Source organism: Scandinavium manionii (assembly GCF_024764775.1).
Lineage (GTDB): Bacteria > Pseudomonadota > Gammaproteobacteria > Enterobacterales > Enterobacteriaceae > Scandinavium > Scandinavium manionii.
Map to the genome: position 1 here is coordinate 1 of NZ_JALIGC010000026.1, position 14139 is coordinate 14139.

15 protein-coding genes and 1 pseudogene are annotated in these 14139 nt (G+C 56.0%); 2 read left to right on the forward strand and 14 right to left on the reverse strand.

Annotation, left to right across the window (positions count from 1 at the left end):
- From MUU51_RS00425 to MUU51_RS22145, 4 genes and pseudogenes are all read right to left on the reverse strand, one after another.
- Nucleotides 1–313, reverse strand: a pseudogene (locus MUU51_RS00425) (MipA/OmpV family protein); the annotation flags it as partial.
- Nucleotides 314–363: 50 nt separating this feature from the next.
- Nucleotides 364–1644: an HdeD family acid-resistance protein gene (locus MUU51_RS00430; RefSeq protein ID WP_159768096.1), complete on the reverse strand. Its 1281-nt coding sequence runs from the start codon at nt 1642–1644 to the stop codon at nt 364–366.
- A gap of 3 nt (nt 1645–1647) precedes the next feature.
- Nucleotides 1648–2856, reverse strand: coding sequence for an MASE1 domain-containing protein (locus tag MUU51_RS00435; RefSeq protein WP_258966870.1), 1209 nt, complete (start codon nt 2854–2856; stop codon nt 1648–1650).
- 173 nt (nt 2857–3029) lie between these two features.
- Nucleotides 3030–3347 carry an RcnB family protein gene (locus tag MUU51_RS22145; protein ID WP_374684776.1) on the reverse strand — a complete coding sequence of 106 codons (318 nt, stop codon included), beginning with the start codon at nt 3345–3347 and terminating at the stop codon, nt 3030–3032.
- A 242-nt stretch (nt 3348–3589) separates the two neighbouring features.
- Between MUU51_RS22145 and MUU51_RS00440 the strand changes: the two genes are divergently transcribed.
- Together MUU51_RS00440 and MUU51_RS00445 are read left to right on the forward strand one after the other, a co-directional pair.
- Nucleotides 3590–4438, forward strand: a complete 849-nt coding sequence (locus MUU51_RS00440; protein ID WP_258966871.1) for a DMT family transporter — start codon at nt 3590–3592, stop codon at nt 4436–4438.
- Between the two features lie 99 nt (nt 4439–4537).
- Nucleotides 4538–5464, forward strand: a complete 927-nt coding sequence (locus MUU51_RS00445; protein ID WP_159768108.1) for a LysR family transcriptional regulator — start codon at nt 4538–4540, stop codon at nt 5462–5464.
- Here MUU51_RS00445 and mdcH read toward each other — a convergent pair.
- The 10 genes from mdcH to MUU51_RS00495 all read right to left on the reverse strand — a co-directional run bounded on the left by mdcH (nt 5454) and on the right by MUU51_RS00495 (nt 14122).
- A complete protein-coding gene (mdcH, locus tag MUU51_RS00450) occupies nt 5454–6356 on the reverse strand; it encodes a malonate decarboxylase subunit epsilon (protein ID WP_159768111.1) in 903 nt (300 codons plus the stop codon). The genes MUU51_RS00445 and mdcH overlap by 11 nt on opposite strands.
- The gene (locus MUU51_RS00455; RefSeq protein ID WP_159768114.1) at nt 6356–6973 is read right to left on the reverse strand and encodes a malonate decarboxylase holo-ACP synthase; all 618 of its coding nucleotides are present in this window, start codon (nt 6971–6973) and stop codon (nt 6356–6358) included. Before MUU51_RS00455 ends, mdcH begins: the two co-directional genes overlap by 1 nt.
- A gap of 1 nt (nt 6974) precedes the next feature.
- Nucleotides 6975–7934: an AEC family transporter gene (locus tag MUU51_RS00460; RefSeq protein WP_159768117.1), complete on the reverse strand. Its 960-nt coding sequence runs from the start codon at nt 7932–7934 to the stop codon at nt 6975–6977.
- Nucleotides 7935–8136: 202 nt separating this feature from the next.
- The gene (gene mdcE, locus MUU51_RS00465; RefSeq protein WP_159768768.1) at nt 8137–8937 is read right to left on the reverse strand and encodes a biotin-independent malonate decarboxylase subunit gamma; all 801 of its coding nucleotides are present in this window, start codon (nt 8935–8937) and stop codon (nt 8137–8139) included.
- The gene (locus MUU51_RS00470) at nt 8937–9770 is read right to left on the reverse strand and encodes a biotin-independent malonate decarboxylase subunit beta (protein ID WP_159768120.1); all 834 of its coding nucleotides are present in this window, start codon (nt 9768–9770) and stop codon (nt 8937–8939) included. Before MUU51_RS00470 ends, mdcE begins: the two co-directional genes overlap by 1 nt.
- Complete coding sequence (gene mdcC / locus MUU51_RS00475) at nt 9763–10062, reverse strand: malonate decarboxylase acyl carrier protein (protein WP_159756350.1); 300 nt, start codon at nt 10060–10062, stop codon at nt 9763–9765. The genes MUU51_RS00470 and mdcC overlap by 8 nt, the downstream gene beginning before the upstream one ends.
- Before the next feature lie 10 nt (nt 10063–10072).
- Nucleotides 10073–10933, reverse strand: coding sequence for a triphosphoribosyl-dephospho-CoA synthase (locus MUU51_RS00480; protein ID WP_159768123.1), 861 nt, complete (start codon nt 10931–10933; stop codon nt 10073–10075).
- Nucleotides 10933–12588: a malonate decarboxylase subunit alpha gene (gene mdcA / locus MUU51_RS00485; RefSeq protein ID WP_258966872.1), complete on the reverse strand. Its 1656-nt coding sequence runs from the start codon at nt 12586–12588 to the stop codon at nt 10933–10935. The genes MUU51_RS00480 and mdcA overlap by 1 nt, the downstream gene beginning before the upstream one ends.
- A gap of 275 nt (nt 12589–12863) precedes the next feature.
- On the reverse strand, nt 12864–13211 hold the full coding sequence (gene yajD / locus MUU51_RS00490) for an HNH nuclease YajD (RefSeq protein WP_159768129.1): 348 nt from the start codon (nt 13209–13211) through the stop codon (nt 12864–12866).
- A gap of 101 nt (nt 13212–13312) precedes the next feature.
- On the reverse strand, nt 13313–14122 hold the full coding sequence (locus MUU51_RS00495) for an alpha/beta fold hydrolase (protein ID WP_258966873.1): 810 nt from the start codon (nt 14120–14122) through the stop codon (nt 13313–13315).
- Nucleotides 14123–14139 lie beyond the last annotated feature (17 nt).

Genomic DNA, 14139 nt, shown 5'->3' on the forward strand with positions numbered 1-14139 from the left:
TGTAGCGACTGTCAAGACTGCGCATCGCTGCATTACGCCCGTCGGATGCGCTGTATTGATTGGTGTAGTAATACACTTTGGCGCGGAAAGTCTGCGTATCCGTATTAATAAAGTTATAGCCCGCCTCGGTGCCATCAATATACCAGGCCTGGCCGTTGTAACCGATATACGGCAGGGCCCAATAATCGGCATGACGGGTTTTATATGCCGTGCCGTATGAACCTCCCTGGACACCAAGAGAAAAATCCGCGCTGTGCGCCGTATCTATTGCAGACAGCAGAATAAACGGCACAAGTGCCAGGGATTTGCGCATGCAATTTCCTTTCCGGGTGAACGCCGCTTTATGCTGCATGAGGCGATTCATCATTGAGTTCTGTCCAGTTGTTGCTTCCAGCGCTGGAACCAGGAGTGCCTGACGGGATGAACTAAGGCGTGCAGCGCGCGCGCGTAATCCAGCATCAGGCCCGGCGTCCAGGCCATGGTGGTAGCGCGTTTGCGCAGCTGGGCGGCAATCCATAATTCGGGCATGAAAAAGAGTCTGATGAAGTGCAGCCACCCCAGTCGGTGGGAAAGCACGCCGTCCAGCGCCGCCTCGAGCCCGTAGGCCACGCTGCTGGAACAGTTGCGCCACGTCAGGTTGTACGTGTTGACTTCCCGATAGCGGGTCCAGAAGCGCTGCAATGCCTGAGCGTTGTAATGCTGAAAAACAATTTTCCGGTCGGAATCGCACCAGGCCGCCGCCTCGCTTTGGTAGCTCTTTTGAAATTCACCCTGCACATTGTTTTCCTGAATCGCTTTTAAGGTCTGAAAAAATTCTGATGGCGAACGGTCAATTTCGACGGCGGGATACAGGCTGATGTAGATGTCAGGCGACATTTCAAGCGCAGCGTGCCCGGTTGAAATCACGCCGTCGACGTCCACCGCGGCGATATAGCGATTAATGACCGGTCTTGGAATTGGCGAATTTTCAGAAGAGCCTTCCGGAGTCCAGATGTGAATAATCAGCGGCCCCGTGGCGTGAAGTGGATTTACTGACTCCGCAATTGGCGAATGCGCGTCGGACTCCATGATGTTGAAGAACGTCGAACCCTCACGTAAGCGCAAAGCACGGACAGCCAGCCGAACACACTGCACGCCACCGAGGATCATGATCACGCCGAGAAGCTGCGAAATGGTGCCGTGGTGGTGAGTGGGATAGGGCAAAAAGAGAAACAGCGCAAAAGCCAGCTGTGCCAGCCCTCCCATGAATACACGGCGCCAGCGGTGGTAGCGCACCACCCAGGCAGAGGCCATGACGAAAAGCCCGGTGATGAAAAATGCAAAACCAAACAAAATGGCCAGCAACAGATTGCTGCTTTCACGTCCGGAGAGAATGAGCACCGCGATGAAGAAAAATATGCCGCCTTTGAAATAAAAGACTGATTTCTGTGCGCCTTTGGCGCTGCCGGCGAAGAAAAGGGTGACAAGGCTTTCAATCAACAGCAGGAGGCCAAAAACATGAAAAGGGAAGTAGCGCATGCCTTCCACACCATCCAGGAAAATCGAGAAACCGAGCCCTGACCAAAGCACGCCTGTTACCCCGAGTATCGGGGCCGACTTGCGTACAAAAGCCACGCCCATCAATAAAAGTGCAATCTGCAACATGGATTACGCCCCCTTGATGACCCGAGCGGATTCGGTGCCCTGAAATTCACCGACCCAATAGCCTATGAGCGCCACGCCATTCGGCTGTTGCAGCGCAATCAGTTTTGTTTCCTGCAGATGTAATTTATTTGACGGAGAAAGCGTCAGTAAAAAACGAAAAGATCCCTTAATCGCCCGGCCGCTTTGCGCTAGCGCCCAGCGATCACGCATTTTTTGTTGATCGTCGGGAGACATGTAAGTGAACAGTTCATCAATATGGCGAATACTGGAGAGCTGTTGGGTCAACGCAGAAGGTGAATTGTCGTCCCAGGTCAGGCGTCCGCTGGTGAAATCCAGATAATACGATGACGCGGGAGTCGCCTCCTGATGATGCTTGAGCATATAGACAAAATTCAGCAGCAGCGCTGTGCCTGACAGATAACACTGGGCCAGCAAAAGGGGCTCGCCAGGGCGTAAACCCGGGACAAAAAGCGGGCCGTTACGCTGCCAGGAGTAATAAATAACGATGATGCAAAAGCTGAGAAATGAAATTGCGCCGAGCTGATTGCCGATTATTACGGGTATCAGGATCATGAGTACAACCGGAATACAGGCCAGGCCAAACAGGAATACCTCACCCTGGGATTCATCAACGGGCTGGTGGAAGACATACACTGCACTGATACATAACAGCACCCACAACACGCCGCCCGTGAGCCATTGGTGAGGTACGGCAGTCTTCTGTCGCCAAAACAACCCCATCACGATGGTCGTCAGCAAAATGGTGCCGACCACGTTGGCGGACCACCAAATCCACAACGTCGACACGAAATCAACGTCGTGACGCAGGACGACCCATCCCCCGCCCAGTGCGGCGGCAACGGCGCTAGTGAGCACGGTCGCCACCAGCCACACGATGAGGCTGTAGAGCATGTCGTGGGAGCGGGTGAAATGGCGGACGCACCAGGCAATCGCAAAATCGTTGGATAACGAAATCACCGAATGTACCAGGGAGGTTTCAAGCGAATGGCGCAGGGTCACATCAAGAAGCGTTCGCACCAGAAACAGCCCGAGGAATAACCAAAGCCAGTTGCGGCGTGACGTCAGCAGGAAAGCGCTGACCGCCAGGCCCGCAGGGAACCAGACAAACGAGACCCGGCTAGCCGGGTCATCGAGAAACAGCGATATATATCCGAGAAAATAATAGAGCACGCACCACAGCAATAACTGCATAATGAATTTGGGTGAAAGCACGATGACCTCGCAATGCATATCAGTGGCACTGGCGTGACACTTAACAGCATAGAACAAGTTTTTTTGTTGTAGGTGCCACTTTCTAACTTTTGCCCAGCGCATTTATGCCTATGAATTGAATAGCATTCACATCAGTGGCGCGGAAAGGGATATCAGTCTTTCATATGGCGATAAAAGATATCAGAAGATTTAGCATCAATTATTTTATGGTCGCTATTTCTGAGTAAGACATAGGTACCGTCCATATAGCTCCAGAATGTCCCTGGTTTCGGCGCGGGTAAATGCCTTATACGCCAGGAAGTGATGTTGTAGTCTTTAGTGAAATTGATGTCCGGCGCTTTGTCACCAATGCTGTATTCATGGTAATTCGATCTGAATGTATGCTCGTCGAAGTTATGGTCATTAGCAAAGGCAATGCAGGGTAAGGCGATCACAAAATACATCAAATACTTCAAAATAAACCTCGACATTAATAATGGAAAACAGGAAGGGTAAATATCAAATACACCCAAAAATAATGGAGGTATATTGCCTTTGCTAACGTAAACTCTTCATCAACCATCATCGGCTTTATTTCGGCAATACGTGCAGCGTGCTGAAAAATAGACAAATAACACCGAATTGCAGCAGCTTTCAGCCAGTAGGGGGAGAAATCCCCCAGGCCTTATGCGATGCTTACATGCAGAATTAAGCGCTCAACAAGAGAATATTCATGACGAGTAAAATCACGCTAGCCATGTTCGCATTCGCCGCGAACTCGATCCTGTGCCGGATTGCGCTCAAAGATGTGCATGTTGATCCCCTGACTTTTAGCAGCCTGCGCCTGCTGAGCGGTGCCATCGTGCTGTTTGTCCTGCTGCAGAAACCGTTCCTGAATCGCCGGATTGAGTGGAAAGTGAAAAATGCGCTTATGCTGGCCGTTTATGCCATCGCCTTTTCCATCGCTTATGTTCATCTCGGTACCGCCGAAGGAGCGCTGCTGCTGTTTGGCACGGTGCAGTTGGTGATGACGGGCTGGGGGATATATCGGGGTGAAAAGTTAACCTGGCTGAAAAGTGCCGGGATTGCGCTGGCAGCAGTGGGGATTTGCTGGCTGCTGCTGCCCGGGGCGAACAGTCCAGCGTACGTTCCGGCGGCAACTATGATGCTGGCCGGGGTTGGCTGGGCGGCCTATAGCATCGCAGGGAAAAGCGTTCATAACGCCACGGCGGCGACGGCGGGTAGCTTTATATTGGCCTTTCCCGTGGCCCTGTTGCTGTCGCTGACCCTCAATCCAGCGGTGCACGCGGACACGCATGGCGTGCTGCTGGCGCTGATATCAGGAGGAATGACGTCTGGCGCGGCCTATGCGCTGTGGTACGCCATCGTGCCGACGTTGACCTCTTCGACGGCCAGCACCGTTCAGCTGAGTGTGCCGTGCATTTCGGCCCTTGGCGGTGTGGCGTTTCTCGGCGAACACCTGACACTTCAGCTGGTGGTGTCAACGGTGACGGTGATTGCGGGGATTACGATGACGATTTATGCCGATAAACAGGTGCGGGGAAAAGTGGCCTCGCCGTAAGGCATACGGGTCAGGTAGTGTCGGTGTGATACGGTTTCAACGGGTTATGAATAATTAGGGGTATAATTGTTCAACTCAGTGATACGAAACCGGACAGCCATGAAAGACGACATCAATCAGGACATTACTTTTCGCAAGCTCAGCGTCTTTATGATGTTTATGAATAAAGGCAACATCGCCCGCACAGCGGAAGCGCTGGGGCTGAGCAGCGTCAGCGTGCACCGCGCGCTGCACACCCTTGAAGAGGGCGTTGGCTGTCCGCTGTTTGTCCATAAAGGCCGTAATCTGGTGCCGCTGCCAGCGGCATGGACGCTGCTGGAATACTGTCAGGACGTGATAAGCCTGATGAGCAAAGGGCTGGAGCAGACGCGGAAAGTGGCGGGCGTCGGTAGCGGACGTTTGCGTATCGGCACGCTCTATTCGCTGACCCTGGAAACGGTGCCGAAAATCATCATGGGCATGAAGCTGCGTCGTCCGTCGCTGGAACTGGATTTGACCATGGGCTCGAATCAGATGCTGCTGGATATGCTCGAAGATGACGCCCTCGACGCTATCCTGATTTCGACCAACGAAGGCGAATTCGCCGGGTCGAAATTCGATGTTATCCCGCTATTTCACGACGATATTTTTCTCGCCGCACCCGCCAGCGTCGCGCTGGACACCTCTCAGGATGCCGATCTGCGTGATTACGCCGACCGGAAATTCGTCTCGCTGGCGGAAGGATTCGCCACCTACGCCGGTTTTCAGGAAGCGTTCAGTATCGCCAGCTTTCAACCAGAAATTGTGACCCGGGTGAATGATATTTTCTCGATGATCAGTCTGGTGCAGGCAGGTGTGGGATTTGCCCTGATCCCAGGGCGAATGAAGAAAGTGTATGAGAACGATGTGCAGTTGCTGAAGTTGGCGGAACCGTATCAGATGCGCCAACTGATTTCGATTGTCTATTCGCATCATCGCGAGCGCGATAAGGACCTGCTGGCGCTGGCGGCGGAAGGGCGCATGTATGCCCGAAGCATCAGCGGCTAAGGCGTTTCAGCAGGTGCTGCGCAACCTCAATGCTGTTACGTTCCAGGCAAATCGCTTCACCTTGCCAGCCTGAAAGATGCGTCAGTCCGGTCAATACGCTGCCCGGCGGCATTTCAATGGCGAGTCGGGCGTCACGCTGATTGGCGGACACCATCGCGTCTTGCCACTGTACGGTTCGCGCCATGTTATAGGCCAAATCGTCGGCGATTTTCAGGGGCTCCCACAGCACGCGGCCCGTAGAGCCACTCAGATATGCACGCTGCGGGCGTGACAATGTCACGGATTCAAAGGCGTGAGCCAGCTTTTCAGCGGGTTTATCCAGTAGCGCGCAGTGCGACGGCACGCTGACTGCAAGGCGGGTTGCCTTACTGGCCCCGGCTTCCAGCGCGTTGTGCGCCACAATCGCCATCTCTTCATCACTTCCGGCAATCACAATCTGCGTTTCGGCATTCAGATTGGCGATGTACGTCTGTGTGCCCGCCATCAGCTTTTCGACGCGGGAAAGGGTCAGGCCGACAATCGCCGTCAGGCCGTAGCCGCGCGGATACGCCTGCTCCATCAAATCACCACGCAGCGCCACCAGGCGCAGCGCATCATCAAAGGCCAGCGCACCGGCCATCACCGCCGCAGGATAGGCCCCAATCGACAGGCCGCTGACGATATCGGGTTTGACGTCATGACGCATTAATTCACGCGCCCATGCCACGCCGACTATCAGTAAACACAGCTGCACCGCACGGGTGTGCTGTAACGCATCGGCGCTGTCCAGAGTGTCAGTTTCATCGCCGAGCACGTCACGCACTTCAGACAGAATGGCGTCGCCGTCGGGCAGATTTTGCAGCATACCGGGGCGCTGAGTGCCCTGGCCGGGGAAGGTAAAGAGGATTTTCATTATGGCTCCCTGTGCCACGGCGTCGCGGTCAGTTGCGGGCCGGAGGCGGTTTTGAGCAATACGCGTCCTTCGCGTAGCCATTCGTTTAACGCGAACGCGCCGAAGGGCGTTTCAACCTGGGTGTCAGCCCGGCACGGCAATTTTTCCACCTGCGCCTGCCACTGGCATAACTCATCGTGAGTCAGCGGTTGCGGCGCGCGGATGATCAAATCGAGATCGCTCTCGGCGTGCAGGACGGGAATTTCGGTGGCGAGCGCATAACCGGTGCTGCCGGTAATACCCCAGTGCCACGGCCACGCAAAGGTGGTCAGTAAAATAGCCGCCTGAACAGGCGGCTGAGAGACAAACGGGGAGTGCAGCAGACGTTCGCGATCGGCGAGCATTTCGGGCGTGACGACGCGCGAAACGGTCTCTGCTTTCACCCAACCGGCGGCGCGTTGTTCGCGCTTGATGCCGCGCACGCCCACCGGGATATCAGCGTCGTCATTCACATCGCGCCGGACCACCACCGGTAGGCCGGTGTGCCATTGGCTGGCGACCCACGCCTCCTGAATGTTCAGTAAAGCGTCGGTGTTGCTGAGCCACAGCAAATCGTGGGGGCGCGATGTGAAAGTCATATTACATGCCTGAAGTTAAGGTAATGAACAGTGGTAACGACAGGATACACAGAACGGAGCTCAACAGCAGCACGGCTTCTGCATCTGGAGACTGAACGCCAAAGCGGTTACCGAATACTACGCCGAAGAAGCCCGCAGACAGCGCGATCATCAGGATAGCGGTGATTGCCACGGAGCCGTGCAGACCGAACGCCAGAACGATACCCCAGGCGATGAACGGCTGAATCAGCAGTTTGGTGATAGTGGCAATACCCACGACCGCATTCAGTTTCAGTTTACGCGCAGACAGGATAACACCGGTCAGGAACAGGGCTGCGGCAGTCGCAGACAGGCCCAGTGGTTTAATCGCAGACAGAACCAGGTCCGGCATTTTGATGCCAATCGCCGACAGAATCACACCCAGCAGCGGGCCCATAACGATAGGTTTTTTCAGCGAACGCCACATCAACACGGGAAGCATTGCCAGGGTAGAACCGCTGTTTTCGCCCGCTGCCAGCGCTTTTTCGCGCTCAAGGATAAGCAGGCAGAACGGGGTCATCAGCACGGAACCGCAGGCGATAGAGACCGCAACGGACAGGGACGTGGCAGATCCTTCACCCAGAACGCTGCCCAGAATTGGCAGGCCCAGCGCCGCATAGTTCGGCAGGGCAACGGTCAGCGTCAGCACCGCAGCATCCTGCGGAGACTTTTTGAAGACCTTGGTTGCGAGGAAGTAGATAGCCGCGTAAGTAATCCACATTGCGCCAGTCAGGACCACAATCAGGGGAGACTGAGCGGCAATACCCGACCACGGCGTCTGCACGGTTGCGCTAAACAGCGCCGCAGGCAGGGCGAAATCCATAACAAAGATATTCAGCAGCGACACATTTTTGTTGTCGACCATTTTAGCTTTGCCGGCCCAGAAGCCCAGCAGCATGATAAGGAAGATCGGAGCAAGGGCATGAACAATTACGTAAGTCATAGAATTAACCACCTGTAGATAAAAAAAGAGTCTACGTGCCATCCTTCAGGCTGCCATTGCACAGCGTGAACGAAGGTGCGTATTGAACATTTGCGATGTTTATAATTTTCTAAAAACGGCTGTACCGTGGGCGCTATGTTGCGCCCGACGGCGACCGCTTTCGGCAGGTCTTTTTTTACGTACTTCTTACTACAACGGCTCGTTACCAGCTGGCGCGCATTCGTTCGCGTACCAGAGCCGAGCTACGGCGATTCTCCGCGCCGAGGCGGTTTTTCAAACTTGGATCCTGACGTGCGTCGCGAACAGACTGTTGCAGGATGATTAACACCTGCGCCAGGTCGGCATCGCTTGGCGCGTCCGGGTTGCTGATGTTCAGCAAATCAGACAGCAGACCCAGCGTCGCATAGTTGCTCACGTCGTAGGCCATTGGCGGAATGGTTGCCGCCAGTTTTTCCAGCGCTTCAACGGTGCGCAGGGTGATACGTGCGGCGGAGTCTTTACCCATCGCATGCACCAGAACGCCCTGGTCGTTAAAGGCAATCAGACGGTTGGCCTGATAACCGTGCGCCAGGAAAGCACCGGACATCGCTTTACCGACGATAAGGCCGATAACCGGATGGCCCGCCAGACGCGCTTTCGCATAAGCGCCTGCGGCACCGGCCAGCGCCTGGTGAATGCCGAAGGCTTCTTCACGGCGGCCATAGGCCTGGCTCGGCACGTCGATTACCGCAATAATCGGGCGCTTCACGTCGCTGTTGGCATCGGCATCAATGGTTTCGTTGACCACTTTTGCCAGCGTCCAGCCTTCCAGCAGACCCACTTCACCTTTTACGGCGCGCGGATAATGGTTGTTTGCATCCGGGACCACGGCGATAAAACGCACGTTTTCACCGTTGAGTTCACCGTCAGCCACCTGAACAGAAGGGCACAGGCCGCTCATACGTGGGGCATTAGGGGCCAGTTTTTCCAGCCAGACTGCACCCCGGCTATTGGACTGAGTCATCATTTCACCTCCTGGGCAAAGAGCTGTTTAATCTGGTCGGTATCGGCCTGCTGACGCGTATCAAACTGGGTCAGGCGAGCCAGATATTCGGCATATTTATCACTGCGGTTTTGGGCCGGAACGCCTTTGGCGATAGCGTCGTTCATCGCCGTTTTCACCGCGTTGATGCCGTCACCGACCAGCGCATCAACCAGACCGCTCTCGGCGCGAATTTCGCCGCCGGTCATGCTCCAGATAAATGGACGGTCGCGGGAGTCGTACTCGTCAATCCCGGCTTCCTGCTCGATAACCTGCGGGCCGTTCAGGCCGAGACGCGCTTCACGGGTCACAATCAGGTAGCTGCACAGCGCGGCGGCGATGGACATCCCGCCGAAGCAGCCGACGGTGCCAGCTATAATGCCGACGACCGGGGTATAGCGGCGAAGGTCAACGATCGCGGCGTGGATATCGGCGATAGCCGCCAGGCCAAGGTTGGCTTCCTGCAAACGAACGCCACCGGTTTCGAGGCACAGCACGGCCTGAGTCGGGATGCCGTTACGGTTATCTTCTGCTGCCAGTTCAAGTGCCGCGGCCATTTTGGCGCCGGACACTTCGCCCATGCTGCCGCCCTGGAAGGTGCCTTCGATGGCAATCACCACAGCAGACTGGCCATTGATGGTGCCGCGTGCGACGACCATGCCGTCATCAGACTGCGGTACCACGCCCTGCTGTGGGAGCCATGGCGACATAATGCCTTCGAACGGGTCGAGCAGTTCGCGGTAGCTGCCGTCGTCCAGCAGCGCATGGGCGCGTTCACGGGCCCGTAATTCAATAAAGCTGCGGTCGTTACGCATGGCTCACCTCTTCAAAAACCTGTTCGATACGAATACGCGCCACGCCGGGTGTCGCGCCGAAATCGTGGATCACCAGCTTGCCCGCAGGCAGACCGTTAATCAGGTTCAGACGGTCGAACAGCGCATTCCAGCGGCTGGTGCTGTTGTCCACTGAAGTAGTGATATCAATGCTGAGGGTTTCCCCGGCGGCTGCGGTGAACAGCACTTCCATATCACCGGAACCAACGACCCCTGCGAGAGCTTTGCCACTGAAGGTGCGGCTGGCAGGGAATGACAATGTAATGTGTTCCATAACATCCTCTTTAAATTGAGCAAGACGCGGGCTGGCTGACCCTGTCGAGAAACAGCGTGGCGGCGAGCAAATCGGCGGCACCACCGGGTGAGGCGTTGAGCGCCAGCATTTGCGCATCAAGACGGGCGAGAGCCTCGCGGCCGGCCTGTTGAGCGCAGCCCCCGGCGGTGAGTACCGCACGTGCGCCGTTTTGCATGGCGTTCAGGCCGGTCATTCCGGCGCGAGACAGCACGCAAGTGTCGCTAAGCGAGGTCATGACCGCCATCAGCGCATCGAGACGGGCTTCGCTTTCGCAGGCTCCGTTCGCGCGACTGCGTAACAGCTGCGGTAATGCCAGCGTCATCACGTGGGGGAAGGCCTGTTGCGCTTCTTCACGTGCGCCGGGCACCTGATAACGGTGCGTGGCCTTCAACCCTTTGCTGAAGACTTTCGGCGCGGCGCTGTCTGGTAGGCGGGCAAGTCCGGCGGCGGTATCCGCAATCTGCTGCGCGCTGGTACTTTCGCCCTGCATCGCGGCGGCGCTGACTAACAGGCCCAGTGCCCAGATAGCGCCGCGGTGGGTATTAACGCCATCGGTGGCGGCCATCATCTGCCGTTCGCCTTCGCGTCCCAGACGGCCGACGGTTTCGCGCAGGGCGATGTCGGCGGGGCGCAGCCAGCTTTGCTGGGCCAGTTGCAGAAACGTGGGGGTCAGGCTGTGCGCAGAGCGCTCCATCAACGCCAAAGACAAATCGTGATGGGCACCGTTACCCCGGCTGTCCACCAGACCCGGCTTCGGGCTTAATCGCGCTTCGTCGATCAGGCAGTCGCGGGCGAGTGTCGCTAGTCGCTGGGCCTGAACCTCTGCATGAGTCTGTGACAGCTGTTTCATTACCAGCTCCGGAATTTCGCAGGTGGGTTGTAAAGACCGTCAGACCATTCCACCAGATCCGCTACGCTGCCAGCAGCGAGCAGGGAACGGGAAGCATCACTACGGCGAATGCCCATGTCTTCCGGATACACCACTTTGCCGCTCTTACGCAGTTCGGCGACGCGTTTAGCGTCAACGCCGAGGCCGATATCGGTGATCCCGGCGACCGCTGCAACCATTGCCCGGCGCTCTTCCATGCTTTCGCCACGATAGAGATAGGCAATGCCTTCTTCGGTCAGCACGTGGGTCACGTCGTCGCCGTAAATCATCACCGGTGCCAGCGGCATGCCGGAGGATTGCGCCACGTCAACCGCATCGAGTTTTTCCACGAAGGAGGGTTTTGCACCCGCCTGGAAGGTTTCGACCATTTGCACGACCAGTTTTTTACCGCGCACCATCGGATCGGGATCGGTTTTCATGTTCATCCAGGCCGGTGTCGCATGACGGCGACCGTGCGGGTCATGGCCCATATTTGGTGCACCGCCAAAACCGGACAGACGACCGCGGGTAACGGTAGAGGAGTTCGCCAGACCATCAATCTGCAGGGTGGAGCCGATAAACATATCCACCGCGTACTGACCTGCCAGCTGACAGAAGGCACGGTTGGAGCGCATTGAGCCGTCGGCGCCGGTGAAGAACACGTCCGGACGGGCGCGGATATACTCTTCCATACCCAGTTCACCGCCAAAGCAGTGCACGCTTTCCACCCAGCCGCTTTCAATCGCCGGGATCAGCGTCGGATGCGGGTTGAGAGTCCAGTGCTTACAAATTTTGCCTTTCAGACCGAGCTGTTCGCCGTAGGTCGGCAGAAGTAGTTCGATAGCGGCGGTATTAAAGCCGATCCCGTGGTTCAGGGACTGCACCTGGTGTTCCGCATAGATGCCTTTAATCGCCATCATGCCCATCAGGATATGTTCCTGCTTGATGAGGCGCGGGTCGCGGGTAAACAACGGTTCGATAAAGAACGGCTTATCGGCGACGACAACGTAGTCAATCCATGAGCCTGGAATGTCGACGCGCGGCAGGTCACATTCGTCGTCGACCAGTTCGTTAACCTGGGCGATAACAATGCCGTCGCGGAAGGCCGCGGCTTCAACCAGCGCTGGCGTATCTTCGGTGCTTGGCCCGGTATAAAGGTTACCTTTACGATCAGCTTTAAAACCGGCGATCAGCGCAACGTTCGGGCACAGGTCGACGTAAAGACGGGAGTAGAGTTCGATGTACGTATGGATTGCGCCGATTTCGAGTTGACCATCCTGCAGCAACTGCGAAATGCGCAGGCTCTGAGGACCGGAGAAGGAGAAGTCGAGCTTGCGGGCGATGCCTTTTTCGAAGATATCAAGGTGTTCGCTACGTCCTACGCTCGGCATAATCATATGCAGGTCGTGGACTTTCGCCGGGTTAACTTCGGCGAGCATACGCGAGAGGAAATCGGCTTGCTTCTGGTTGTTACCTTCCAGCACTACACGGTCGCCGGGGGCAATCAGTTTTTCCAGCGCATCCACCAGACTCTCGGTGGGAATTACCTTGCCCTGCACCGGGAGGGACGCTACACGCCGTGCTTTTTCGCTACGACGCGTGCTCCAGTTCCGGGCCGGAGTTTGGCCAGTATTCATAATTAACCTCCTGATTCAGCAAATCATTTTTGCCTGGATTTATGCTGCAGTAAGTCTGCTCCGTTAGGAGTAGAGCATCAATTAAGCTGGACTGCGGATTGTTAGCCTAAGAGTAATAATTTCCTGGGTAATTATGTGATGACGATCGAAGCAGGAAGGTTGAGTGTAGACTACGGGGGAGAATGCAGGACGGGCCCCAATCAAAGCTGACAGGTGCCCGGTCTGGAAAAAAAAGAGGATAGGTGACTACAGAAAAAGCATGGACAGAGGAAAGATTATTTCTTTTTGCTGAGCATCGATTTCAAATCAGCAAACGGATTGTACGTCGCCGCATCGACATCGTTTTGCGCGTCTTCGCCTGCCACAACGCGGGTGCCGTACTGGTCCGCTTCGGTGTATTTTGAGTGCTCGTGGTCATGACAATACAGACACAACAACTCCCAGTTACTGCCGTCTGGCGGGTTATTGGTGTGGTCATGATCGATATGGTGGACCGTTAATTCGCGCAGGTTGGAATACACAAACTCCCGCGAGCAGCGTCCGCATACCCATGGATAGATTTTTAGCGCTTTCTCGCGGTAACCGCTTTCCAGTCGCGAGTAGTTTTTTGGGATAAGAGCCATGGCCGTTGTTACCTGTTAAAAATCGAAAATTTTACGTCAGTGCGCCCAATGTACCCGAAGGCGAAATGAAAAGGGAATGGATGTTTATTTTTAAGGATAATTCATTCCGCCCTGAGCCTGTTGAGGAAACTCAGTAGGGTTTGATTGAACAGCGCGGGTCGTTGCAAAGGCGCGAAATGGCTGACGCCGGGCAGAATCGTCAGCGTTGCGCCGGGAACAGTGTTCGCCAGATACACCGCGTGTTCGGGTTTAATAAATTCATCGTACTCGCCCAGCACAATCTCGACCGGCACGTGGATGGCGCGTAAATCATCGGCGGAATAGTTAGGCTGGGTGCGCATCATTTCACTGACCGAGGCCACAAAATCGTCGAATTCTTCCGGCGTGGCCGACAGCGCGGCGTAGTCCTGGCGGTGGCGGGAAAAACAACGGTCAATCACCAGGCCGGGCTGCATCTCTTTGGTTCCGGAAGGGTCCATATTACAGGCGAAGAAAAACACGCCAGCCGAGCGTGCGGGGTGCAAAGACGCCAGAACCAGCGCGGTGCAGGCACCGTCGCTCCAGCCTGCAAAATAAGCCTGTTTTAGCTTCAATGCGTCCATTACCGCCAGCACGTCCGACGCCATCAGATGATATGAATAGGGTTGGTTATCGCGGGTGCTGCGACCGTGCCCGCGGCTGTCGATAAGCACTGCCGTGTATCCTGCGTCAATCAGCGCCGGAACCTGATAGCCCCAATTCCCGGCATGGCCCAGACCGCCGTGCAGCAGAATAACCGCAGGGCCATCGCCGCAGGTGGCGTACCCGATTTGCGCCCCGTCATGCTCCAGCCAGCTTTCGACAGCGGTTGACGGCAGCGGCGGTGCGCCGGACGCGTGAAACTGGCTAAGATCGAGATCTTCAATCGACATGGCAATGACTCCAGCAA

What these genes read in the sequence shown, in the direction of transcription:
- MUU51_RS00430 (WP_159768096.1), bottom strand. Translation starts at nt 1,644, where the DNA reads ATGTTGCAGATTGCACTTTTATTGATGGGCGTGGCTTTTGTACGCAAG.
- MUU51_RS00435 (WP_258966870.1), bottom strand. Translation starts at nt 2,856, where the DNA reads ATGCAGTTATTGCTGTGGTGCGTGCTCTATTATTTTCTCGGATATATA.
- MUU51_RS22145 (WP_374684776.1), bottom strand. Translation starts at nt 3,347, where the DNA reads ATGTCGAGGTTTATTTTGAAGTATTTGATGTATTTTGTGATCGCCTTA.
- MUU51_RS00440 (WP_258966871.1), top strand. Translation starts at nt 3,590, where the DNA reads ATGACGAGTAAAATCACGCTAGCCATGTTCGCATTCGCCGCGAACTCG.
- MUU51_RS00445 (WP_159768108.1), top strand. Translation starts at nt 4,538, where the DNA reads ATGAAAGACGACATCAATCAGGACATTACTTTTCGCAAGCTCAGCGTC.
- mdcH (WP_159768111.1), bottom strand. Translation starts at nt 6,356, where the DNA reads ATGAAAATCCTCTTTACCTTCCCCGGCCAGGGCACTCAGCGCCCCGGT.
- MUU51_RS00455 (WP_159768114.1), bottom strand. Translation starts at nt 6,973, where the DNA reads ATGACTTTCACATCGCGCCCCCACGATTTGCTGTGGCTCAGCAACACC.
- MUU51_RS00460 (WP_159768117.1), bottom strand. Translation starts at nt 7,934, where the DNA reads ATGACTTACGTAATTGTTCATGCCCTTGCTCCGATCTTCCTTATCATG.
- mdcE (WP_159768768.1), bottom strand. Translation starts at nt 8,937, where the DNA reads ATGACTCAGTCCAATAGCCGGGGTGCAGTCTGGCTGGAAAAACTGGCC.
- MUU51_RS00470 (WP_159768120.1), bottom strand. Translation starts at nt 9,770, where the DNA reads ATGCGTAACGACCGCAGCTTTATTGAATTACGGGCCCGTGAACGCGCC.
- mdcC (WP_159756350.1), bottom strand. Translation starts at nt 10,062, where the DNA reads ATGGAACACATTACATTGTCATTCCCTGCCAGCCGCACCTTCAGTGGC.
- MUU51_RS00480 (WP_159768123.1), bottom strand. Translation starts at nt 10,933, where the DNA reads ATGAAACAGCTGTCACAGACTCATGCAGAGGTTCAGGCCCAGCGACTA.
- mdcA (WP_258966872.1), bottom strand. Translation starts at nt 12,588, where the DNA reads ATGAATACTGGCCAAACTCCGGCCCGGAACTGGAGCACGCGTCGTAGC.
- yajD (WP_159768129.1), bottom strand. Translation starts at nt 13,211, where the DNA reads ATGGCTCTTATCCCAAAAAACTACTCGCGACTGGAAAGCGGTTACCGC.
- MUU51_RS00495 (WP_258966873.1), bottom strand. Translation starts at nt 14,122, where the DNA reads ATGTCGATTGAAGATCTCGATCTTAGCCAGTTTCACGCGTCCGGCGCA.